General features: G+C 66.9%; 26 protein-coding genes. 5 read left to right on the top strand and 21 right to left on the bottom strand.

The features are described from left to right. Positions 1-175: 175 nt before the first annotated feature. The 3 genes from C5O79_RS24620 to C5O79_RS24630 form a co-directional block, all read right to left on the bottom strand. Positions 176-970 carry an ABC transporter ATP-binding protein gene (locus C5O79_RS24620; RefSeq protein ID WP_122474361.1) on the bottom strand — a complete coding sequence of 265 codons (795 nt, stop codon included), beginning with the start codon at positions 968-970 and terminating at the stop codon, positions 176-178. A 1-nt stretch (position 971) separates the two neighbouring features. Next, a complete protein-coding gene (locus C5O79_RS24625; RefSeq protein WP_039346181.1) occupies positions 972-1,868 on the bottom strand; it encodes an ABC transporter permease in 897 nt (298 codons plus the stop codon). Positions 1,869-2,007: 139 nt separating this feature from the next. Next, entirely contained in the window at positions 2,008-2,973 is a 966-nt protein-coding gene (locus C5O79_RS24630; RefSeq protein ID WP_046544365.1) for an ABC transporter substrate-binding protein, read from the bottom strand. 336 nt (positions 2,974-3,309) lie between these two features. Between C5O79_RS24630 and C5O79_RS24635 the strand changes: the two genes are divergently transcribed. Then, the gene (locus C5O79_RS24635) at positions 3,310-3,618 is read left to right on the top strand and encodes a VF_A0006 family four-cysteine protein (RefSeq protein WP_046544364.1); all 309 of its coding nucleotides are present in this window, start codon (positions 3,310-3,312) and stop codon (positions 3,616-3,618) included. A 113-nt stretch (positions 3,619-3,731) separates the two neighbouring features. Here the strand turns inward: C5O79_RS24635 and C5O79_RS24640 are convergent, their stop codons facing one another. Further along, the gene (locus tag C5O79_RS24640; RefSeq protein WP_039346185.1) at positions 3,732-4,547 is read right to left on the bottom strand and encodes a MetQ/NlpA family ABC transporter substrate-binding protein; all 816 of its coding nucleotides are present in this window, start codon (positions 4,545-4,547) and stop codon (positions 3,732-3,734) included. Positions 4,548-4,751: 204 nt separating this feature from the next. Next, positions 4,752-6,356, bottom strand: a complete 1,605-nt coding sequence (locus C5O79_RS24645) for a methyl-accepting chemotaxis protein (protein WP_047852679.1) — start codon at positions 6,354-6,356, stop codon at positions 4,752-4,754. Between the two features lie 241 nt (positions 6,357-6,597). On the opposite strand from C5O79_RS24645, the gene C5O79_RS24650 reads away from it, so the two are divergent. Further along, a complete protein-coding gene (locus C5O79_RS24650; RefSeq protein ID WP_047852249.1) occupies positions 6,598-6,888 on the top strand; it encodes a YciI family protein in 291 nt (96 codons plus the stop codon). Between the two features lie 151 nt (positions 6,889-7,039). Here the strand turns inward: C5O79_RS24650 and C5O79_RS24655 are convergent, their stop codons facing one another. The 5 genes from C5O79_RS24655 to C5O79_RS24675 are packed head-to-tail and all read right to left on the bottom strand — an operon-like array spanning position 7,040 to position 11,121. Next, positions 7,040-7,657, bottom strand: a complete 618-nt coding sequence (locus C5O79_RS24655; protein ID WP_122474362.1) for an SCO family protein — start codon at positions 7,655-7,657, stop codon at positions 7,040-7,042. An 18-nt stretch (positions 7,658-7,675) separates the two neighbouring features. Next, positions 7,676-8,578 carry a heme o synthase gene (cyoE, locus tag C5O79_RS24660; RefSeq protein WP_047852250.1) on the bottom strand — a complete coding sequence of 301 codons (903 nt, stop codon included), beginning with the start codon at positions 8,576-8,578 and terminating at the stop codon, positions 7,676-7,678. A gap of 8 nt (positions 8,579-8,586) precedes the next feature. Next, positions 8,587-9,699 carry a COX15/CtaA family protein gene (locus C5O79_RS24665; protein WP_039346192.1) on the bottom strand — a complete coding sequence of 371 codons (1,113 nt, stop codon included), beginning with the start codon at positions 9,697-9,699 and terminating at the stop codon, positions 8,587-8,589. A gap of 24 nt (positions 9,700-9,723) precedes the next feature. After that, complete coding sequence (locus C5O79_RS24670) at positions 9,724-10,350, bottom strand: cytochrome c oxidase subunit I (protein WP_046544362.1); 627 nt, start codon at positions 10,348-10,350, stop codon at positions 9,724-9,726. Between the two features lie 60 nt (positions 10,351-10,410). Further along, positions 10,411-11,121 carry an SURF1 family protein gene (locus C5O79_RS24675; protein WP_046546234.1) on the bottom strand — a complete coding sequence of 237 codons (711 nt, stop codon included), beginning with the start codon at positions 11,119-11,121 and terminating at the stop codon, positions 10,411-10,413. Between the two features lie 84 nt (positions 11,122-11,205). Here C5O79_RS24675 and C5O79_RS24680 point away from each other — a divergent pair, with 84 nt between their 5' ends. Then, positions 11,206-11,415, top strand: a complete 210-nt coding sequence (locus C5O79_RS24680) for a twin transmembrane helix small protein (RefSeq protein ID WP_011353273.1) — start codon at positions 11,206-11,208, stop codon at positions 11,413-11,415. A gap of 172 nt (positions 11,416-11,587) precedes the next feature. On the opposite strand, the gene C5O79_RS24685 is transcribed toward C5O79_RS24680, so the two are convergent. The 8 genes from C5O79_RS24685 to C5O79_RS24715 form a co-directional block, all read right to left on the bottom strand. Further along, the gene (locus tag C5O79_RS24685; protein WP_027789064.1) at positions 11,588-12,445 is read right to left on the bottom strand and encodes a cytochrome c oxidase subunit 3; all 858 of its coding nucleotides are present in this window, start codon (positions 12,443-12,445) and stop codon (positions 11,588-11,590) included. A 141-nt stretch (positions 12,446-12,586) separates the two neighbouring features. Then, the gene (locus tag C5O79_RS24690) at positions 12,587-12,787 is read right to left on the bottom strand and encodes a DUF2970 domain-containing protein (RefSeq protein ID WP_046544361.1); all 201 of its coding nucleotides are present in this window, start codon (positions 12,785-12,787) and stop codon (positions 12,587-12,589) included. Between the two features lie 16 nt (positions 12,788-12,803). After that, on the bottom strand, positions 12,804-13,412 hold the full coding sequence (locus tag C5O79_RS24695) for a cytochrome c oxidase assembly protein (RefSeq protein ID WP_039346202.1): 609 nt from the start codon (positions 13,410-13,412) through the stop codon (positions 12,804-12,806). A 35-nt stretch (positions 13,413-13,447) separates the two neighbouring features. After that, positions 13,448-13,588 carry a cytochrome oxidase small assembly protein gene (locus C5O79_RS38225; protein WP_027789063.1) on the bottom strand — a complete coding sequence of 47 codons (141 nt, stop codon included), beginning with the start codon at positions 13,586-13,588 and terminating at the stop codon, positions 13,448-13,450. A gap of 69 nt (positions 13,589-13,657) precedes the next feature. After that, complete coding sequence (ctaD, locus tag C5O79_RS24700; protein ID WP_031401318.1) at positions 13,658-15,265, bottom strand: cytochrome c oxidase subunit I; 1,608 nt, start codon at positions 15,263-15,265, stop codon at positions 13,658-13,660. A 43-nt stretch (positions 15,266-15,308) separates the two neighbouring features. Further along, entirely contained in the window at positions 15,309-16,904 is a 1,596-nt protein-coding gene (gene coxB, locus C5O79_RS24705) for a cytochrome c oxidase subunit II (RefSeq protein WP_122474364.1), read from the bottom strand. A 55-nt stretch (positions 16,905-16,959) separates the two neighbouring features. After that, positions 16,960-17,484, bottom strand: coding sequence for a DUF2244 domain-containing protein (locus tag C5O79_RS24710; protein ID WP_046544359.1), 525 nt, complete (start codon positions 17,482-17,484; stop codon positions 16,960-16,962). A gap of 195 nt (positions 17,485-17,679) precedes the next feature. Next, the gene (locus C5O79_RS24715) at positions 17,680-18,645 is read right to left on the bottom strand and encodes a methyltransferase domain-containing protein (protein WP_046544358.1); all 966 of its coding nucleotides are present in this window, start codon (positions 18,643-18,645) and stop codon (positions 17,680-17,682) included. Positions 18,646-18,726: 81 nt separating this feature from the next. Between C5O79_RS24715 and C5O79_RS24720 the strand changes: the two genes are divergently transcribed. Both C5O79_RS24720 and trmL read left to right on the top strand, forming a co-directional pair. Beyond that, the gene (locus tag C5O79_RS24720) at positions 18,727-19,530 is read left to right on the top strand and encodes a phosphoribosyltransferase family protein (RefSeq protein WP_046544357.1); all 804 of its coding nucleotides are present in this window, start codon (positions 18,727-18,729) and stop codon (positions 19,528-19,530) included. Positions 19,531-19,635: 105 nt separating this feature from the next. Beyond that, on the top strand, positions 19,636-20,106 hold the full coding sequence (gene trmL, locus C5O79_RS24725; RefSeq protein ID WP_122474365.1) for a tRNA (uridine(34)/cytosine(34)/5-carboxymethylaminomethyluridine(34)-2'-O)-methyltransferase TrmL: 471 nt from the start codon (positions 19,636-19,638) through the stop codon (positions 20,104-20,106). A gap of 32 nt (positions 20,107-20,138) precedes the next feature. On the opposite strand, the gene C5O79_RS24730 is transcribed toward trmL, so the two are convergent. The 3 genes from C5O79_RS24730 to secB form a co-directional block, all read right to left on the bottom strand. Further along, positions 20,139-20,663 carry an O-acetyl-ADP-ribose deacetylase gene (locus tag C5O79_RS24730; RefSeq protein ID WP_047852252.1) on the bottom strand — a complete coding sequence of 175 codons (525 nt, stop codon included), beginning with the start codon at positions 20,661-20,663 and terminating at the stop codon, positions 20,139-20,141. Positions 20,664-20,758: 95 nt separating this feature from the next. Then, positions 20,759-21,757: an NAD(P)H-dependent glycerol-3-phosphate dehydrogenase gene (locus C5O79_RS24735; protein WP_122474366.1), complete on the bottom strand. Its 999-nt coding sequence runs from the start codon at positions 21,755-21,757 to the stop codon at positions 20,759-20,761. 28 nt (positions 21,758-21,785) lie between these two features. Then, positions 21,786-22,268: a protein-export chaperone SecB gene (secB, locus tag C5O79_RS24740; protein WP_011353285.1), complete on the bottom strand. Its 483-nt coding sequence runs from the start codon at positions 22,266-22,268 to the stop codon at positions 21,786-21,788. Between the last annotated feature and the right edge of the window lie 17 nt (positions 22,269-22,285).

Below are 22,285 nucleotides of genomic sequence, written 5' to 3' on the forward strand. Positions count from 1 at the left end.
GGTGCGAAACCGGTTTTCGTCAGAGGAAAACAGCGGGAAAGCCGGCGCGGCCGTCATGTTACGCCGCGCCGGAGCGGGCGTGGCCGGATCGTGGCCCGGCCGGGCCTGCACGCCAACCCGACGGCGAACCGGCACGATGCAACACCCCGCACCGCGCCGGCCCGCCTGCCGCCCGTCAGCCGAGCAGCAACGCGTCGTCGTCGAGCTGCTCGTGACGCACCTTCTCGAACATCTGCAGCAGGTCCGGCACGTCGAGCCCGCGGCGCGCGTCGCCCGACACGTCGAGCACGACCTGCCCCTGGTGCAGCATCACCGTGCGGTCGCCGTAGTCGAGCGCCTGCCGCATGCTGTGCGTGACCATCATCGTCGTCAGCTTGCTCTCGGCGACGATGCGCGCGGTCAGTTCCAGCACGAACGCGGCCGTCTTCGGGTCGAGCGCGGCCGTGTGCTCATCGAGCAGCAGGATCCGCGACGGCCGCAGCGACGCCATCAACAGGCTCACCGCCTGCCGCTGGCCGCCCGACAGCAGACCGATCCGGTCTGTCAGCCGGTTCTCTAGGCCGAGGTTCAGCAGCCGCAGCTTGTCGCGGAACAGCTCGCGCGACGGCCGGTCGAGCGCGGCCCGGAAGCCGCGCCGTGCACCGCGCGCCATCGCGAGCGCCATGTTCTCCTCGATCGTCAGCGCCTCGCAGGTGCCGGCCATCGGATCCTGGAACACGCGCGCAACGAGGTGCGCGCGATCCCACGCGGCCTTGCGCGTCACATCGGTGCCGTCGATCGAGATGCGTCCCGCATCGACGGCCTGGTCGCCGCTGACCGCATTGAGGAAGGTCGACTTGCCGGCGCCGTTCGAGCCGATCACCGCGACGAACTGGCCGTCGGGAATCTCGAGCGACAGCCCGCGCAGCGCGCGCGTCTCGATCGGCGTGTCGGGATTGAACGTGAGTTTCAGGTCTTGTGCGGACAGCATGTCAGGCCCCTCCGTTCTTGCGCGCGAACAGTTTCTTGCGCGTCGCCGGCAGCACCAGCGCGATCGTGACGAGCGCGGCCGTCACGAGGTTCAGATCCTGCGCCTTCAGGCCGATGAATTCGCTGTTCAGCGCGAGCGCGATGAAGAAACGGTAGACGATCGCGCCGAGCACGACCGCGAGCGTCGTCAGCACGAGCCGGCGTGCCGGCAGCAGCGTCTCGCCGATGATCACGGCGGCCAGCCCGATCACGATCGTGCCGATCCCCATCGAGATGTCGGCGCCGCCCTGGGTCTGCGCAAACAGCGCACCGGCGAGCGCGACGAGCGCGTTCGACAGCGCCATCCCGGCGAGCGTCGCGCGGCCGGTCGCGATGCCTTGCGCACGCGCCATCCGCGGGTTCGCGCCGGTCGCGCGCATCGCGAGGCCGAGCTGCGACGAGAAAAACCAGTCGAGGCCGAGCTTCGCGACCACGACGACGATCGCGAGCAGCGCCGGGCGCAGCACGTAGTCGGGCATCCAGTCGGGCTGCAGCACGGTGAAGATCGTCGGCTCGGTGATGAGCGGCACGTTCGGCCGGCCCATGATCCGCAGGTTCACCGAATAGAGCGCGATCATCATCAGGATACTGGCGAGCAGGTCCATGATCTTCAGGCGCACGTTGAGCCAGCCGGTGATGAAGCCGGCCACCGCGCCTGCGACGATCGCGATGCAGGTCGAGCTGAACGGGTCGTAGCCGGCCGAGATCAGCGTCGCGGCAACGGCGCCGCCGAGCGGAAAGCTGCCGTCGACGGTGAGGTCGGGGAAGTTGAGGATGCGGAATGAAATCAGCACCCCGAGGGCGACGAGGCTGAAGATCAGGCCGATCTCCAGCGCGCCCAGAAACGAGAACAGTGACATGATGGGGAAATCCTGTTGCTTCCCGGCCTCACGTGTACGGCCGGGCGAAGCGAACGGGCGGCCCCGGGTGGGAGCCGCCCGTCCGGCGGTGTCGTTCAGGCCCGGATCGGGCCCGCAAGCGCGGTGGTCGGACCGCGGCTTACTTGATGACCGTCTTCGCGTCCTTGAGCAGATCCGGCGACAGCGTCACGCCCTGCTTCGCGGCCGCGCCCGTGTTCGCGAACAACTCGAGGTTGCTGCTCGTCTCCGACGCGATCGCGCCCGGCTTCTCGCCCTTCAGGATGCGCGCGACGACCTTGCCCGTCTGGCGGCCGAGGTCGCCGTAGTTGATGCCGAGCGCCGCGATGCCGCCGCGCTTCACGCTGTCGGTGTCGCCGGCGACGAGCGGGATCTTCGCTTCGTTCGCGACCTTCACGAGCGCTTCGTACGCGGACACGACGTTGTTGTCGGTGTTCGTGTAGATCACGTCGACCTTGCCGATCAGGCTTTTCGCGGCCGGGCCGATGTCGACGGTACGCGGCGCGGCCGCTTCCTTCAGTGTCATCCCCTGCTTCGCGAGGATCTCCGCGAGCGCCTTCACGACGACGACCGAGTTCGCCTCGCCCGGGTTGTAGACCATTCCGACCGTCTTCGCCTTCGGCACGACGCGCTTGATCAGCGCGACCTGGCGATCGAGCGGCAGCTTGTCGGATACGCCCGTCACGTTGGTGCCCGACGGCCCCCAGCCCTTCACGAGCTGCGCGGCGACCGGATCGGTCACGCCCGAATAGACGACCGGCACGCTCTTCGTCGATGCAACCACCGCCTGCGCGGCCGGCGTCGCGATCGCGACGATCACGTCGGGCTGGTCGCCGACGAACTTGCGCGCGATCTGCGCGGCCGTGCCCGTGTTGCCCTGCGCGCTCTGGTATTCCCACTTGAGCTTGTCGTCGCCGTAGCCTTCCGCCTTCAGTTCGGCGCGCACGCCGTCGCGGATCGCGTCGAGCGCCGGATGGTCGACGATCGACAGCACCTTGACAGTTTGTGCATGCGCGGCGCCGGCCAGCGCGAGTGCGGCCACGCCGGCCGCGATCGAACGGATCGCGAAAGTCTTGAAACGCTTCATGGGTGTGTCTCCCCCGTATTGTGTCGGTTCTGGATGATGGATTCCCGCCGCCGTCGGGCGGGCGCCGCCATGCGTACGACGCGCTGGCGAACGGCCCGCGCACGCTCCGGGAAAGCGCGCAGCGGCGAACGCACGAGGATACCATTTCCGCAGACCACCGCCTGACTCAAAGCTTTCGCAACACGCCCCGAATCGCCGCCCCCGTCGAAACCCGCGAACGCGCGCGAAGCCCGACCGGCGGCGGTTTCCGCCGGCCTCGGCGCAATGCGTCAGCCGCGCCCGCGGCTTTACGTTATGCTGTCGACCGACCCCATCCACGCCATCGGAGGGCAGCACATGAAACGGGGAGTCAGAGCCATCGCATTCGCGGCCCTCGCACTGGCGTTGCCGGGCGCGGCGTTCGCGCTGACCGACGGCAGTGCGCAATACGACGACTGCATGCTCAATGCGCTGCGCGAAAGCCGCAACGGTGCGGCGGCGCAACTGATCCAGCGCTCGTGCGACGCGCTGTATCGCAACAACGCGATGCTGCTGCCGCGCGAGCGGCGTTTTCACGAGTGTGTCGTGCAGTCGCTGCCGGGCGTGCGCGACAACTATGCGATCCAGCAGATCATGTCGATCTGCTCACGGCGCGGCGAGATGTGACCCGGCGTTGAACGCGCCACACCGTGCGGCCCTCGCCGATCGGCCGCGCCAATGAAAAAGGGCCTGCGCGATGCAGGCCCCTTGCGTTCAACGGTCCGACCGGTGTGCGGCGTTCAGAACGACGCGACCATCGAGCCCTTGAACTGCTTCTTGATGAATTCGCGTACTTCCGGCGACTGGTACGCCTTGACCAGCTTCTTCACCCACGGCTGATCCTTGTCCTTCGCGCGCACGGCGATCACGTTTGCATACGGGCTCGTCAGCGATTCGAGCGCGATCGCGTCCTTGGTCGGCTGCAGGTTGGCGGCGAGCGCGTAGTTCGTGTTGATCACGGCCGCGTCGACGTCCGACAGCACGCGCGGCAGTTGCGCAGCGTCGAGTTCGGAGATCTTCAGCTTCTTCGGGTTCTCGGCGATGTCGAGCACCGTCGCATTGTTGCCGCCCGTGCCAGCGCCGGCCTTCAGCTTGATCACGCCTTGCGTCTGAAGCAGCAGCAGCGCGCGGTTTTCGTTCGACGGATCGTTCGGCACCGCGAGCTTCGCGCCCTGCGGCAGATCCTTCAGCGACTTGAACTTCTTCGAGTACACGCCGATCGGCGAGATGTAGGTCAGGCCTGCCGTGACCAGCTTGTAGCCGCGCTGTTTCACCTGGCTGTCGAGGTAGGGCTGGTGCTGGAAGCTGTTTGCATCGAGGTCGCCCGAGTCGAGCGCCGCGTTCGGCTGCACGTAGTCGTTGAACTCGATGACCTTCACGTTCAGGCCTTCCTTCTCCTTCGCGACCTTCTGCACGAGCTGCCACACTTCCGCATCCGGGCCGGCGACCGTGCCGACCTTGATCACCTTGTCTTCGGCGTGCGCACCGGCCGACAGCGTCAGCGCGGCACCGGTGGCCAGCACGGAAAATACCTTCAGGAGACTGCGACGCTTCATCTGTTTCTCGCTTTCTTGCTTGACTGAAATGGGGCGCGATACGGGTATGCCCCGACTCGCAGGAAGGGGCAAATGGTGTCACAGGATCAGCGGGAAGTGAAATACATCCCGCTCATATGGGTATGCACCGCAGCGGTGCTGGCGCGGGCTGCGCGGCTCGGCCGTTAGTTGCGTTTGCGCGAGCCGCGCATCGGCCCGAGCGCGTCACGCCACCGCTGCCCGGTCGGCCGCCTTCGTCTCGAATGCCGGCTCGCCCACCTGGCCGCCGACCCGGAACGCGCCGACCGTATCGCGCAACCGCGCGGCCTGTTCCTGCAACGACGCAGCGGCCGCGGCGGCCTCCTCGACGAGCGCCGCGTTCTGCTGCGTCACCTGGTCCATCTGCGTGACCGCGCGCCCGACCTGCGTGATGCCGCTCGCCTGCTCCTCGGACGCGGCCGCGATCTCGCCCATGATGTCGGTCACGCGAGCGACGGCCTGCAGGATCTCGCCCATCGTCGTGCCGGCCTGGCCGACCAGCGTCGAGCCGTTGCGCACGCGCTCGACCGAGTCGACGATCAGCTCGCGGATCTCCTTCGACGCCGTCGCGCTGCGCTGCGCGAGCGAGCGCACTTCGCCCGCGACCACCGCGAAGCCGCGGCCCTGTTCGCCCGCGCGTGCGGCTTCGACCGCCGCGTTCAGCGCGAGGATGTTGGTCTGGAACGCGATGCCTTCGATCACGCCGATGATGTCGGCGATCTTGCGCGAGCTGTCGTCGATCTCGCCCATCGTGCCGATCACGCGGTTCACGACGTCGCTCCCCGTGCGCGCGATCTCCGATGCGCTGTTCGCGAGCCCGCTCGCCTGCCGCGCGTTGTCGGCGTTCTGCTTCACGGTCGCAGTCAGCTGCTCCATGCTCGCAGCGGTTTCTTCCAGCGATGCGGCCTGCTCCTCGGTGCGCTGCGACAGGTCGTCGTTGCCGGCCGAGATCTGGCGGCTCGCCGACGCGATCGAACCAGCCGACTGGCGAATCCCGCCGATCGTCGCCTGCAACCGTGCCTGCATGTCGTGCATCGCGGCCATCATGCTCGTGCGGTCGCCCGCACGCACCGGCACCGGCTGCGTCAGGTCGCCCTGCGCGATGCGCGCGGCGAGCGCGGCCGCGTCGTCGGGCTCGCCGCCGAGGCTGCTGCGCACGTTGCGGATGATCACCAGCATCGCCGCGCTGATCACGAAACCGATCACGAACACGACCGCGAGGTGGCCGAGCAGCGTCCGGTAGTAGATGGTGTCGATGTCCTTCAGGAAGACGCCGCTCGAGATGTTCCAGTCCCACGGCGCAAAGCGCGTGACGTAGCTGATCTTCGGTACGGCAGTCTCGCTGTGCGGCAGCCGCCCGCGGTACTCGGCGAAGCCGCTGCCGGTTTCCTTCGCGGCGTTCAGGATCGTGACGAACAGCGGCTTGCCGTCCGGGTCGAGATAGTCGCCGACCTGCGTGCCGACCAGCTTCGGCAGCGTCGGATGCATCAGCACGACCGGCTTCGAGTCCATCACGAACACGTAGCCCGCATCGCCGTAGCGCATCGCGGCCAGGCTCGCGAGCGCGCCGCGCTTCGCGTCGGCCTCGGGCAGCGTGCCGTTCTGCGCGAGCGCGTGATACGCCTTCACGATGCCGGCCGCCGAATCGACGAGATTCGCGATGCCTGCCTTGCGTTCGGCGAGCATCGTCGCGCGCGTCTCGAACGCGCTCCATGCGCCGACGCCCAGGAGGCCGATCCATACCAGCGCAAGCGCGAGCCACAGCTTGCGGTTCAAACTCATTCTGCTCATCTGCGTGCCTTTGTCGATGTCGATGCGCACGCTTCGCGCGAACGGCCTGCCGCGCGCAAACGCTTGCCCATTCATTTACGGCACCGAGGCTTACAACTTGAATACGGGCCGGCGCCGCAAACCGGCGATCGACATGCCGCTCGCCCCCGCGCCGCGACTGCCGGCGCGACAGTCCGCATCCGCTGTGCTAAAAAGACCGGCTGGCCGGCACACGAAGAGCCGGCGTCATTCCGGGGGCCCCATGTACGTCATCGACATTCATTACACCGCATCGCTCGAGCGCATCGACGACGCACTCGAACGCCATCGCGCATTCCTGCAGCCGCAGTTCGACAAGGGCATCTTCATCGCAGCGGGGCCGAAGGTGCCGCGCGAAGGCGGCGTGATCCTCGCGGCCCGCATCGATCGCGAAGAGCTGGACGCGATCCTGAAGACCGATCCGTTCGTCACCGAAGGGCTCGCCACGTATCGCGTGACGGAATTCCGGATCACGCGTGCCGCATCCGGTTTCAACGTGCCCGCACTGCCGTAACGCAACGCCTGCGCGACATCTGCGCGAGGCGCGCGCAGGCCGCAACGCCGCCCGACGGGCGGCGCATGCAAACAACGAAGAGAGAGGGAAAGCGTGACGGCGCGAGGCGGCCGTCATGTGATCGCCGGGCCGGGCGCCCGGCGGCTGCCGGTCAGTCGACCAGCAGCTTCAGGTCGTGGACCCACGGGCCGGGGCCCTGGCCGTCGCGCACGAACAGGCGCAGCTTGCCGTCGCGGTCGAACACGTAGCTCGCGGCCGTGTGATCCATCGTGTAGCTGCCGGGCGTCTTGCCGGGCACCTTCGCGTAGTACACGCGGAAATCCTTCGTAACCTTCTTCAGCGCGGCTTCGTCGGCCGGCCGCAGGCCGATGAACGACGGATCGAACGCGGGCACGTACTGGCCGAGCAGCGCAGGCGTGTCACGCTCCGGGTCGACGGTGACGAACAGCACCTGCACGCGCTTCGCGGCATCGGGCCCGAGCTGCTTCAGCGCTTCGGACAGCTCGGCCATCGTCGTCGGGCAGACGTCCGGGCAGTGCGTATAGCCGAAGAACATCACGACGGCACGGCCCTTGAAGTCGGCGAGCGTGCGCACCTTGCCGGCCGTATCGGGCAGCGAGAAGTCGCTGCCGAACTGCGTGTTGCCGGTGATGTCGAGATTCTGGAATTTCGGCGCGTTGTCGCATCCGGCGAGCAGCAGCGCTGCCGTGAATGCGCATGCGAGCATCCAGCCTTGGCGCGCGCGGCGCCCGAACCGTAATTGGAGCATTGCGTTCAAACCGTGCGGTTACACGCCGAGCAGCGGGCGTGCATAGTGATCGACGAGCAGCGCGGCGAACAGCAGCGACAGGTAGACGATCGAGTAGCGGAAGGCCTTGCGGGCGAGTTCGTCCGAGTAGTCGCGATGGATCTTCCACGCATACGCGAGGAACACCGCACCGAGCAGCACCGCGCTCGTCAGGTAGACGGCCCCGCTCATCCCGGAGATGAACGGCATCAGCGTGACCGCGAACAGGATCACCGTGTACAGCAGGATGTGCAGCCGCGTGAACTTCTCGCCGTGCGTGACGGGCAGCATCGGCAGCCCCGCGTTCTCGTAGTCCTTGCGGCGATAGAGCGCGAGCACCCAGAAATGCGGCGGCGTCCACACGAAGATGATCAGCACGAGGATCCACGCGTCGCCCGGCACCGCGCCGGTGACCGCGGCCCAGCCGAGCGCCGGCGGCATCGCGCCCGACGCACCGCCGATCACGATGTTCTGCGGCGTCATCGGCTTGAGCAGCAGCGTGTAGATCACCGCGTAGCCGACGAAGGTGGCGATCGTCAGCCACATCGTCAGCGGGTTCGTGAACGTATAGAGCGTCCATGCGCCGACACTGCCGAGCACGGCCGAGAACAGCAGGATCTGCGGGGGCGTGATCTCGCCGCGCGCGGACGGGCGCCACGCGGTGCGGCGCATCATCGCGTCGATTTTCTGTTCGACGAGGCAGTTGATCGCGAACGCGGCGCCGGCCAGCAGCCAGATGCCGACCGTACCGCCGATCAGCACGTGCCACGGCACCATGCCCGGCGTCGCGAGGAACATGCCGATCACCGCGCAGAACACCGCGAGCTGCGTGACACGCGGCTTCGTCAATGCCATGTACTGCGAAAACCGGCTACCGGGCGATTGGGAGAGGGTGCTTTGCATGGGGGCGGTCACGCCGGGGCGGCGTCGCGCGCAGGCTGCGCGACACGGCCGGGGCGGCTTGAAAGGATGCGAAAGTTTAACATGACGACGAGCAGCAGCAGGATCGCGGCCCCGCCGTTGTGCGCGACGGCGACGGGCAGCGGCCACTGCAGCACGATGTTGGTCAGGCCCGTCACGAACTGCAGCAGGACGACCAGCAGCACGCCGTTCGCGGGCCGCCGCAGCGATTCGAAACGGCGCATCTTCAGCGCAAACGCGACCAGGTACGCGACCACGACGAACGCGAACGTGCGGTGCGTCCAGTGGATCGCGACCAGCGCGTCCTGCGTGATCGCTTCGCCGTCTTTCGTCATCCCGAGCGCGCGCCACAGGTGGAAGCCGTGCTGGAAGTCCATCGGCGGGATCCACTGGCCGTTGCAGGTCGGGAAGTCGGTACACGCGAGCACCGCGTAGTTGGTGCTCACCCAGCCGCCGAGCGCGATCTGCACGACGAGCAGCACGAGCGCCGCGAGCGCAGCCGCGCGATAGCGGCCGGCTTCGGGATCATGCGACGGCAGCGGCGTCTGCCGCGCCGCGAGCCAGCCGAGCGTGCCGAGCAGCGTGAGGCCGAGCAGCAGGTGAATCGTGACGATCACCGGCTGCAGCTTCATCGTGACCGTCCACGCGCCGAACGCGCCCTGCACGAGGATCAGCAGCAGCAGGCTCGTCGGCCACCACGGCGACACGTGCAGCGGGCGGCGGCGCAGCCGCGCGGACCACGCGATCACGACCTGCGCGATGATCAGCACGCCGATCGCCATCGCGAAATAGCGGTGGATCATCTCGATCCATGCCTTCGACATGCTGACGGGGCCCGTCGGCATCGCCTGGTGCGCGGCCGTGATCGCGGCGTGCGCGATGAACGGCGACGACGTGCCGTAGCAGCCGGGCCAGTCCGGGCAGCCGAGCCCCGAATCGGTCAGCCGCGTGAAGCCGCCGAACATCACCAGGTCGAGCGTCAGGAAGGTGGTGATCCACACCAGCTTGCGAAACTTGTTGTCGTCGGCCTTCACCCACACGTACGACAGCGGCAGCAGCGCGATGCAGAAGCCGATCAGGCCGAGTTGCAGTAGATACGCCATCGGTTCAATGCCTCTCGTATTGCCTTAGCCGATGCTCGACCACTTCAGCAGCTTCGTCACGTCCGACTTGATCTTGCTGGGGTTCGGATCCTTCGGGAAGCGCATCATCAGGTTGCCGTTCGGGTCGACCATGTAGATGTGGTCGCTGTCCTTCGTGCCCGCGTCGGCCGGCAGCCACGCGGCCACCGCGGCCGGATCGGCGACGAGACGGCGCGTGTCCGGGTACGCGTCCAGCACCTTCTGCGGCGTCGCGCCCGCATCGCTGCGCAGCCACACCATCGTGAGCCGGTGCCGCTCGCCTGCCTGCGTGACGCGGATCTGGCGCATGAAATAGAGCTTCTTCACGCAGGCTTCGTCGCACGCGCTGCTGTCGGTCATCACGAACAGCCACACGCCGCGCAGCGACGACAGCGGCACGGTCTTGCCGGTTTCATCGGTTACCTGCAGATCCGCGGGGATCGGGCGCTGCGGCTCGATCAGCGTGCCGTAGTTGGTCGAGCCGCCCTTCGGCTTGATCACGTAATAGGTGAAGTACGACGCGATCATCGGTGCGGCGCACACGAGACCCAGCAGCACGAGCATCCAGCGGCCGCGCTTGCGGGCCGCCGGCGACATCGGCGCAGCGGCCGAACCCTGACGGGGAGATTGCATGGACAAATCAGACCTCTCGAAACGAACCCGCGGCGCCGGCGCCGCGTCCTGGCATGGCACTCACGCGCCGGCCGACTTCTTCGCCGCACGCCGCGCGGCGTACAGGCCGAAGCCGAGCGCGGCCGCCGCCATCGCCCACCACTGAAACATGTAACCGTAATTGCGCTCGACGCCGGTCGTCGCCGCCGGCCAGTCGCGCACGAGCTTGTCGCCATCGTCGCTCGTCTGCTGGATCACGAACGGCTGCAGCGGCAGCCCCGTTTCCTTCGCATACGCGGCGACGTCCAGGTTCTGCCGGATCTTCTGGTGCGCGGCCGACCCGCCTTCGCCGAGCTCGAACGCGCGCGACGCGTCAGCACGCGCGATGCCCACGATCTCGACGTCGCCCGCGGGTGTCGCGAACGGCTCGATCGCCGTGCGATCGGAAATATTGCGCGGCAGCCAGCCGCGGTTCACGAGCACGACGCCGCCGCCCGTGAGTTTAAACGGCATCACGACGTAAAAACCCGGCTGGTCGTTATACGGCCGATTGTCGAGAAACACGGCTTGCTCGGGCAGGAAACGGCCCTTCGCACGCACGCGATGAAACTCGATCGACGCCAGCGGCATCGGCTGCGCGCCGACGTCGACGGGCGCCGCCTGCTCGTAGCGCTCGATGCTCGCCTGCAGCGCTTCCTTCTGGTGCGCGCGGTCGCGCTGCCAGAAGCCGAGACGGATCGTGACCGCGACGACGACGAGGATCAGCAGCGCGGGCAGCCAGCGGATCTTCATCATGCGGCCCGCCCGGCACATGCCCGAAAGCAAGGTGCGATAATTATCCTCTTCCTTTCGAATTGCCGTCGTCCGGTTCGTGTCATGCACATACTCGTTCCCATCGCCTTCGTCCTCATCATTGCCAGCATGGGCTCGGCGCTCTACTTCATGATGCACGACCGCGGCCATACGAAACGCATGGTCTGGTCGCTCGCCACCCGCGTCGGGCTGTCGGTGTCGCTGTTCCTGCTCATCCTGATCGCGAACTGGATGGGCTGGATCCATTCGACCGGCCTGCCGATCGGGCGTTGACCGTTTTGCCGCCGCGGCCGCTGTGACATTTCGCCACATGGCCGCCGCACCAAGCAAAAGCGCCGCCTGACTGAGTCGCGGCGGCGCCCGGAGGGTGAAGGCCGGCAGTCACGCTGCCCCGGCCGACCCAATGAAAACGGCCCGCGCATTGCTGCGCGGGCCGTTGTTCCATTTACAGCCAGTAGACGACGACGTACAGGCCGAGCCAGACGACGTCGACGAAGTGCCAATACCACGCGGCGCCTTCGAATGCGAAGTGGTGATCGGGCTTGAAGTGGCCGCGGATCATCCGCACCAGCACCACTGCGAGCATCGTGCCGCCGAGGAACACGTGGAAGCCGTGGAAGCCGGTCAGCAGGAAGAACGTCGAACCGTACACGCCCGAGTTCAGCGTCAGGTTCAGTTCGTTGTACGCGTGGTAGTACTCGAAGCCCTGCAGGAACAGGAAGCAGATACCGAACACGAGCGTCGCGGCCAGCCAGGCGATCGCCTTCTTGCGATGATCGTCACGCAGCGCGTGGTGCGAGATCGTCAGCGTCACGCCCGACGACAGCAGGAATGCGGTGTTCAGCGTCGGGATCGGCCACGGGCCCATCGTCTTGAAGTGACCGGCGAGCGCGGCGGGGCCTTCGTTCGGCCACACGGCGGAGAAATCCGGCCAGATCAGCTTGTAGTCGAGGCTGCCGAGCTGGTGCAGCGCGATTTCACGCGCATAGAACAGCGCACCGAAGAACGCGCCGAAGAACATGACTTCCGAGAAGATGAACCAGCTCATGCTCCAGCGGTACGACTTGTCGACGTTCTTGCCGTAATGACCGCCTTCCGATTCGGCGATCGCGTCGCCGAACCAGTGATACAGCGTGAAGAGCAACCACAGCAGGCCGAGCAGCGCCGTAAACGGCGCCCAGTCGTGACCGTTGATCCACAGCGCCGCCGATCCGAGCATGACCAGCAGGCCGATGGCCGCACTGATCGGATGGTGCGACGGATGCGGCACGAAATAGTACGGGGTCTGGTTTTGACCGCTCATGCTTGATTCTCCACTTCTGTCCAATTTGTGTACCGGAAACCGCTCCGGCTTTATTTCTTGCGCGGCGTGACCACCGCCGCTCCTTCCTGCACGCGCCGCCGTGGCGCCGCGCACTGCATTCTTCTTTCGTGGCCGCGGGCTTCAGCCCACGACGGCACGCACGATCAGGATCAGCACGCCGATGAACACACCGGCTGCCAACAACGCGACGATCAGCACGTGCAGCGGATTGAGCTGCGTCGCGTCGGCCTCCAGGTCGCGCCGCTTGCGCACCCCGAAAAACGACCACAGCACCGCTTTCAGCGCCTGGCCAAACGACCCGCCCCGCTTGTCCCCCGTCATCGCCCCGCCTCCGTCGTCATGCGTCCGGCTTCGCCGCGCCCTGCGCCGCGGTCTTGCCCGGCGCCGGCGCCGGCGTGGCCGGCGTATTCAGCTCGAAGAACGTGTACGACAGCGTGATCGTCTTCACGTCCTTCGGCAGTTTCGGATCGATCACGAACACCACCGGCATCTTGCGCGACTCGTTCGCGGCCAGCGTCTGCTGCGTAAAGCAAAAGCACTCGATCTTCTTGAAGAACTCCGTCGCCTGCTTCGGCGCGTAGCTCGGAATCGCCTGGGCAACGACCGGCCGGCCCTGCCCGTTCGTCACGTCGTACACGATCGTCGTCAGCTCGCCCGGATGCACGTCGAGGCTGTTGTGCTCCGGCTTGAAACCGAGCGGGCCGCGCGCGTTCGCATCGAACTCGATCGACACCGTACGGCTGGTGTCGACCTGCGAATTCTTCACCTCGCGCTCGCTGACATCGCGCTGCACCAGGTTGTTGATGCCGGTGATCTGGCAGATCGCCCGATACATCGGGATCAGCGCGAAGCCGAAACCGAACATCAGCCCGGCCACGACGAAGAGCTTCACCAGCATCGAACGATTGAACGCGCGATCGACGGCGCCCTCTTCCGGCTTCGACATACGACAACTTCCTCGCTACTGCGTCTGTTGCTGCATCAGTGAGTGGACAGCCACCACTGCTTGATCACGACACCCACAAAAAAAACGGCGGCGATGACGAGCAGGATGAGGCCGAGCCGCTTGTTGCCCGCGCGGATCTGCTCGGGCGTTCGTCTTTGTTGTGGATTCCGGTTCATCTGACACTTCGGTTCGGCGCCCGCCGCGCCTGCCTGCGCGGCAGGCAGCGACGGGGCGCACTGTGAAACTTACTCGACGTGCGGCGGTTGCTCGAACGTATGGAAGGGAGCCGGGCTCGGCACCGTCCACTCGAGGCCCGTCGCGCCATCCCACGGCTTGTCCGACGCCTTTTCCAGCTCGCCGCCGCCACGGTAGGCCGGCAGCGCGACCGCGAACAGGAAGTACACCTGCGCGAGGCCGAAGCCGAATGCGCCGATCGTCGCCACCTGGTTGAAGTCCGTGAACTGCGCCGGGTAGTCCGCGTAGCGACGCGGCATGCCGGCGAGACCGACGAAGTGCATCGGGAAGAACGTCAGGTTGAAGAAGATCATCGACGCCCAGAAGTGGATCTTGCCGCGCGTCTCGTTGTACATCCAGCCCGTCCACTTCGGTGCCCAGTAGTACCAGCCCGAGAACAGCGCGAACAATGAGCCGGCCACCAGCACGTAGTGGAAGTGCGCCACCACGAAGTAGGTCCCGTGATACTGGATGTCGAGCGGCGCCATCGCGAGCATCAGGCCCGTGAGACCACCGAACGTGAACACGAACAGGAAGCCGATCGCGAACAGCATCGGGGTTTCGAACGTCATCGAGCCGCGCCACATCGTCGCGAGCCAGTTGAACACCTTCACGCCCGTCGGCACCGCGATCAGCATCGTCGCGTACATGAAGAACAGCTGGCCGGTGACCGGCATGCCCGTTGCGAACATGTGGTGCGCCCAGACCATGAACGACAGGATCGCGATCGAAGCCGTCGCGTACACCATCGAGCTATAGCCGAACAGCGTCTTGCGTGCGAACGCCGGGATCACCTGCGACACGATCCCGAACGCCGGCAGAATCATGATGTACACCTCGGGGTGGCCGAAGAACCAGAAGATGTGCTGGTACATCACCGGGTCGCCGCCGCCTGCCGCGTTGAAGAACGACGTGCCGAAGTGGCGGTCGAACAGCACCATCGTGATCGCGCCTGCCAGAACCGGCATCACCGCGATCAGCAGGTAAGCCGTGATCAGCCACGTCCACGCGAACATCGGCATCTTCATCAGCGTCATGCCCGGAGCGCGCATGTTCAGGATCGTCACGACGATGTTGATCCCGCCCATGATCGACGATGCGCCCATGATGTGGACCGCGAAGATCGCGAAGTCCATGCCCGGGCCCATCTGCGTCGACAGCGGCGCGTAGAGCGTCCAGCCGGCGGCCGTCGCGCCGCCCGGCGCGAAGAACGAACCGACCAGCAGCACGGCCGCGACCGGCAGCAGCCAGAAGCTGAAGTTGTTCATCCGCGCGAACGCCATGTCGGACGCGCCGATCTGCAGCGGAATCATCCAGTTCGCGAAGCCGACGAACGCCGGCATGATCGCACCGAACACCATGATCAGGCCGTGCATCGTCGTGAGTTCGTTGAAGAACTCCGGACGCATGATCTGCAGGCCCGGTTCGAACAGCTCGGCCCGGATGGCGAGCGCCATCACGCCGCCCGACAGGAACATGATGAACGAGAACAACAGGTACAGCGTACCGATGTCCTTGTGGTTGGTGGCGAACAGCCAGCGCCGCCAGCCGTGCGGCATTTCGTGCGCGTGGTCGTCGTGCGCGTGGTCCGCGGCTACGTCGTGCCCGATGCTAGACATGAGAATCTCCTAATGCGAATACGTCGACTAACTCAGCGACACGTCAAGCCGCCGGGCCGATCTCGACACGCCGGGCTTCCTTCGCGTCAGCCCCGCCCGTGATCGTTTCCGGCTTTTTGAGAATAATGTGGTCTTCCGCCACGCCTGCTGCCTTCAGCGCGTCGCGCACGGCTTGCGCGCGATGCTTCGCCAGTTCGGCGTTCGCGTCGGCCGAGCCCGTCTTGTCGGTAAAGCCCGACAGCGCGAGCTTCGCGTCCGGATGCGCCTTCGCATAGTCGGCCGCGGCGGCGATCGCCGCCTTAGCGTCGGCCGGCAGCACGCTCTTGCCCGTCTCGAAGTAGATCGTCGACAGTGCGGCCGATGCCGCTGCGGCCGGCTGCTCTGCGCCCGACGCGGCTTGCGCCGGCGCCGAAGCGGCTTCCGCCGGTGCCGCTGCCGATGCGCCCGCCGCGTCTTCCGGCATCTTGCCGTTACGCGCGTCGGCCACTTGCTTCGGCTGCAGCAGGTCGTTCTTGTGGTTGCCCCACGAATTGCGTTCGTACGTGATGACCGACGCGATGTCGAGATCCGACAGCGACGCCCAGGACGGCATCGCGCCCTTGCCGTGCAGCACGCGCTCGACGTGGCCGGCGATCGGGCCGTTCACGATCGGGCTGCCGTCCATGGCCGGGAACGCGCCGAGGCCCTTGCCGCTCACCTGGTGGCAGGCCGCGCAGTTCGCCTTGTAGACTTCCTCGCCGTGCGCGACGAGTTCAGCCATCGTGTAGACCTTGTTCGGATCGACTGCGGCGCTGGCCAGCTTGGCCTTCTGCGCGGTGACCCACTTCGCGTAGTCGTCATCCGACAGGACTTCGACCACGACCGGCATGTACGCGTGTTCCTTGCCGCACAGCTCGGTACAGAAACCGCGGAACGTACCGACCTTGTCGGCCTTGAACCACGTATCGCGCACGAAGCCGGGGATCGCATCCTGCTTCACGCCGAACGCGGGCACGTACCACGAGTGGACGACGTCGTTCGCGGTCGTGATGATGCGGATCTTCTTGTTGACCGGCACGACGAGCGGGTTGTCGACTTCCTGCAGATAGGTGTCGGTGATCGGCTTCTTGCCCATCACTTCGTCACGCGGGGTGCTGAGCGTCGACAGGAAGCCGATGCCCTCGCCCGGGCCCTTCACGTAGTCGTAGCCCCACTTCCACTGGTAGCCGGTGACCTTGATCGTGAGGTCGGCGTTCGTCGTGTCCTTCATCGCGACGACGGCCTTCGTCGCCGGCAGCGCCATCAGCACGACGATGACGAACGGCACGATCGTCCAGATGATCTCGACGGTCGTGCTTTCATGGAAATTGGCGGCCTTGTGGCCCTTGGATTTGCGGTGCGCGAAGATCGAATAGAACATCACGCCGAACACGCCGACGAAGATCACCGTACACAGGATGAGCATCATCGTGTGGAGATCGTAGAGCTCCTCGGCGATCTTCGTGACAGGCGGCTGAAAGTTGATCTCGTTGACACGGGGGCCGCCCGGGCTATCACCGACCGCCAGGGCCGCACCGGCAAAGAGCAATCCGCTGCATGCCAGCACGCCCGCGAGGGCTCGCTTGATTGTTTTCATAGCATCCTTACCCAAAATTTCCATTCAAACCCTCCCCCGTCGCAAGCTACCGGCCCTATCCGCCGGTGCCCGCGCCTCGTCAGCCGCAGCGCCTGAGCGATACGCGCAGTTCGTCGGCGAACTGCGCGCGCTTGTACTGCGCGAGATGCTGCCCGATTACGACGGTCTGCCCGCGCGATACCAGCCGAATCGGATCGCGTGGCGTCGCACCCGGCTCGACCCGCACCCAGCGCGGGTTGAATTCGATCTGCGTGAGCCGCTCCGCATCCATCCGCTCGATCACGAGCCGGTGCGGATACAGCCTGATGCGTTCGTAATCGACCGCATGGCGAGCATAGATCGCAAATGCGACACCCACAGCCAGCAACTCGATTCCGGTGAAGGGCATGACGAGCCAAGCCCCCCGCCACATCAGCAATGTCGCGATCACCAGCGAGAAGCCCGCGAGCGACGCGTAAAACAGCACGAACTGGCGCGGCGACGCCGAACAGTTGCGCTTCATGAGCCAGTCTTCGAGGACCGGCTCGCCGTTCGTCGTCTCCGCCAAAACCCTCGCTGCTTCCATCGCCGCCTCACGCGAATGGCATGCGATGCATGCCTGCATCGGACTCGTCGCCCCGTATTGCGGGGACCCCGGGACGACAAGCTGACGCATTATAGGCGGGTTCAATGGCATCCACAAGCAAGCGACTATCGGCCCGCGAGCCAAGCGCGACAAGCTTTCCGGCCATTTCAGGCGCCAATTCGGCCCCGCTTTGCGCCGCTAATTTCAGACATAACAAAACCCCTCTTTACCGCTTTACCGATTCTTCGGACGCCCCTTTCCGATGTCCTCGATGCGCACGATCCCGTGCCCTTCTGCGGTCGTGCGCGGCACGGCCTTCCATGCGTGGCCGTAGATCACTTCGAACGTCAGCGGAATCGTGCCGTCCGCGCGCCGGCGGGCTTCCAGCGCGTCGTCGAGCGCCGCGCGAAAGCGCCGCGTCGCGCGCTGCGGCGCCTCGCGGTCGAACGGATAGGCACCCCAGCGGCGCACGTCGGCCAGCAGGGAGTCGGGGGATTTGTAGGTGACGGTCAGCACTTCCTGATCCATCACGGGAATCTCGAAGCCGCTCTCGACGAGCATGTCGCCGAGGTCGTGCATGTCGACGAAATCGATCACGCGCGCGGCGGGCGGCGTCATGCCGAGCGCCGCTTCGGCGTCCGCGCAGGCCGCGCGCAGCTCGCGCAGCGTATCGGGGCCCAGCGTGCTGAACATCAGCAGCCCGTTCACGCGCAGCACGCGCTGCCATTCGGGCAGCACCGCGTCCGGGCGCGAATGCCAGTGGAGTGCGAGATTCGACCAGATGAGGTCGAACGCGCCGCCGGGAAACGGCAGCGCGGCAAAATCGGCCTGCGCGACACGCGGGCCGCGCTGGCCCAGTGCGCGGCCGAGCGAGGCCGGCAGCCAGCGGCGCCAGCTCGCCTGCTCGACCTCGCGCTGCCCCGCTTGCGCGAGCATCGCGCCCGACAGGTCGACGCCGAATACGGGCGCCTCCGGAAAGCGCGCGCGCAGCGCCGGCAGGTCGTCGCCCGGGCCGCAACCCGCGTCCAGCACGGCTGTGGGGCTCACCTTGATGTATTCGAGGCGCTCGTTCATGCGCTGCGCGATCTCGCGCGGCAGGAACGCGACCGCATCGAACGTGGCGGCACGGCGGTCGAAGATCCGCCGCAGGCGCCTTGCGTCATTGGCCGGACGGCCGGTTGAAGTCGAAGCTGGGGACATGTCGGGCACACTGGCGAAGAGCCCGAAGTATACTCGCTCGCCCCGCGGGCTTCATTGAGGCGGGGTGTCAGGAGTATTGCGATGATCCGCAGTTCCGCCCGACGCACGATGCGCGTCGCTTTGTCGCAGGTTCGCGCGCTGGCAGCGCGCGTCGCCGCGGTCGCGCTGCCGAATCGCTGCGCACTGTGCGGCAATTTGTCACACGCCGTGATTTGCAGCGCTTGTGACGCCGCTTACTGGAACGAAGCGCGGCTGCGCTGCGACGTCTGCGCGCTGCCGCTGGGCATCGGGCCACCGCGTTCGCCTCCGCCCCGCGGCGCTCGCGCCGGCACCGGCCGCGTTACCGCATACCGGTGCGACGCGTGCCGCGCGGCGGCGCCGCCATTCGATGCGACGCTCGCGCTGGCGGATTACTGCGCGCCGCTCGACGGGCTCGCGCGCGGCCTGAAGTTTCATCGGAAACTCGCGCTCGGCACCGAATTCGCCGCGCGGCTCGCCCGGTTGATCGACGATACGCCCGGCGCCGGCGGCTTCGACCTCGTGGCGCCCGTGCCGCTGTCGCACCGGCGGCTCGTCGCGCGCGGCTACAACCAGGCGTGGGCGATCGCGCGCCCGCTTGCGCGCCGGCTCGGCGTGCATGCGGATGCAGCGCTGCTCGCGCGGGTCGCCGATACCGCGCCCCAGTCGCGGCTCGACCGGCACGCACGGCGCGACAACGTGCTGGCGGCATTCGCGGTGGCGGGTGGCGTCGCCGGCCGCCACGTCGCGCTCGTCGACGACGTGATGACGTCCGGCGCGACGCTCGCGGCAGCCGCGCACGCGCTGAAGGCGGCGGGTGCCGCGCGCGTGACGAATCTGGTTGCGCTGCGCACCGCCAGGGATTAATTAGATAGAGAGGCCAGCCGCCCGAACACGGCGGCGGCCGCCACGAACCGGCCGGCCGGGAACGCGCACATGGCGCAGCCCCGGCCGGCCCAGCCAGACCGAAACATGTTCAACGTCGTCCTAGTCGCTCCCGAAATTCCGCCGAACACCGGCAACGTGATCCGCCTGTGCGCCAACACGGGCGCGCGCCTGCACCTGATCGAGCCGCTCGGCTTCCCGCTCGACGACGCGCGGATGCGCCGCGCGGGCCTCGACTATCACGAGTATGCGCAGATGCGCGTGCACCGCGACTGGGATGCGTTCATCGCGGCGGAAACGCCCGATCCCGCGCGAATGTTTGCGTTCACGACGCGCGGCTCGGGCCGCTTCCACGATCATGCGTTCCTGCCCGGCGACTGGTTCGTGTTCGGCTCCGAAACGCGCGGCCTGCCCGCCGAGTTGCTCGAGCGCTTCCCGAACGGACAGCGCGTACGCCTGCCGATGCGGCCGGACAACCGTAGCCTGAACCTGTCGAACACGGTCGCGGTGGTCGTGTTCGAGGCGTGGCGCCAGGCCGGCTTCGAAGGCGGCGCATGACGCTTGCGCGGCGCACCCGGAACCGCGACGCGTCACGCCCGCGCGAGCCGCGCGCGATACAGGTCGTAAATGTCGGGAGAAAAGCACGCGAACACCACGCGTGCGAGGTTCGGCGCCTGCGGCAGCATTTCGGCGACGGTGCCGACCGCGATCTCGACGGCTTCCTCAGCCGGATAGCGATAGATGCCGCAACTGATCGCCGGGAACGCGATCGACGTTGCAGCGACCTCCTCGGCCAGCTCGATCGCGCGCCGGTAGCAAGACGCAAGCAGATCCGCCTCGCCGCGCCCGCCGCCGTACCACACGGGCCCGACCGCGTGGATCACATAGCGCGCCGGCAACCCGTGGCCGCGCGTGAGCTTGGCGTCGCCCGTCTCGCAGCCGCCGAGCGTGCGGCACTCGGCAAGCAGGCCGGGGCCGGCCGCGCGGTGGATCGCTCCGTCGACGCCGCCCCCGCCGAGCAGCGAGCCGTTCGCGGCGTTGACGATCGCGTCGACATCGAGCGTCGTAATGTCGACGACCTGCGCATCGAGCGTAGTGGAATGGATCTGCAGCATGACAACCTCCCGGAACGCCGGAGACTGTTCAAGCGTAGCGTGCTTTGACGCCGCGCGCCCGACGCGAACACGACGCCGAACGGCGCCGGGCCGCGTTACTCGGCGCGCGCGTCGCGCCGCAGCAGGCCGCTGACGGCGTCGCTCGGCGCGATGCCGTCGAACAGCACGCCGCACACGGCTTCGGTGATCGGCATTTCGATCGACTGCGCGCGCGCGATGGCCAGCACGGCCTGCGCGCAGCGCACGCCTTCGGCCACGTGGCCGAGCGCGCCGAGGATATCGTTCAGCGTGCGGCCGGCCGCCAGTTGCAGGCCGACCGTGCGGTTGCGCGACAGGTCGCCCGTGGCGGTGAGGATCAGGTCGCCGAGGCCCGTGAGGCCCGTGAAGGTTTCCGCTCGCCCGCCGAGCGCGACGCCGAGCCGCGACATTTCGGCGAGGCCGCGCGTAATCAGCGCGGCGCGCGCGTTCAGCCCGAGGCCGAGACCGTCGGCAATGCCGGTCGCGATCGCGAGCACGTTCTTCACCGCGCCGCCGACCTCGACACCGACCACATCGTCACCCGTATAGATCCGCATCGCGCCGTGATGGAACGCGGCGAGCGTGCGCTCGCGGCATTCGGCGGACGTGCTCGCCACCGTCAGCGCGACGGGCAGCGACTGCCCGACTTCGCGAGCGAAGCTCGGCCCCGACAGCACGCCGTTGCTGTGCTGTTCGGGCAACTCGGCCGCGATCACCTGGTGCGGCAGCAGATGCGTGTCGGCCTCGAAGCCCTTGCAGACCCAGACGACATGCGCAGGCACGCAGCCTGCGTCGCGCATCGCGTGACACAGCGTGCGCAACCCCGCCACGGGCGCGGCGATCACGCACAGTGCGTCGTCCGCGGCGCCATGCGCGAGCGCGGCGCCGAGATCGGCGTCGTAGCGCAACGCATCAGGCAGCGCGATGCCGTCCAGATAACGGGAATTTTCGTGCCGGGCCTGCAGCCCGGCGATGAGCGCGGCGTCGCGCGCCCACAGAAGCGTATCGTGCCGCGCGGCCAGATGGCCCGCGAGCGCGGTGCCCCAAGCACCGGCGCCGAGAACGGCTACTTTCATACCCAGCACCGGTCCTCCGAGTGAAACGTCAGTTCAGCGTCGTGCCGTTCGGTGCGCCTGCTGCGGCACCGGCCTGCTGCTGAAGCTGCGCGAGGCGTTGTTCGTACAGCGCCTGGAAGTTGATTTCCGCCAGATGGATCGGCGGGAAGCCCGCACGCGTGATCGCGTCGGCGATGTTCGAACGCAGGTACGGGAACAGGATCGTCGGGCATGCGATGCCGACGAGCGGGTCGAGCTGTTCGTCCGGAATGTTGCGGATGTCGAAAATGCCGGCCTGCTTCGCTTCGATCAGGAACGCGACCTTGTCCTTCACCTTCGCGGTGACGGTGCCCGACACGACGACTTCGAACACGCTTTCCGCGAGGCGGTCGGCCTTGACGTCGACTTCGACTTCAACCGACGGCATGTCCTGCTCGAGGAAGATCGCCGGCGAATTCGGCTGCTCGAGCGACATATCCTTCAGGTAGACGCGCTGGATGTTGAAGAACGGTTGGTTTTCGACGTCGGACATGGTGTTTCCCTAAAAGT

It is taken from the genome of Burkholderia sp. SRS-25 (assembly GCF_004343765.1).
Taxonomy (GTDB): Bacteria; Pseudomonadota; Gammaproteobacteria; order Burkholderiales; family Burkholderiaceae; genus Burkholderia; species Burkholderia contaminans.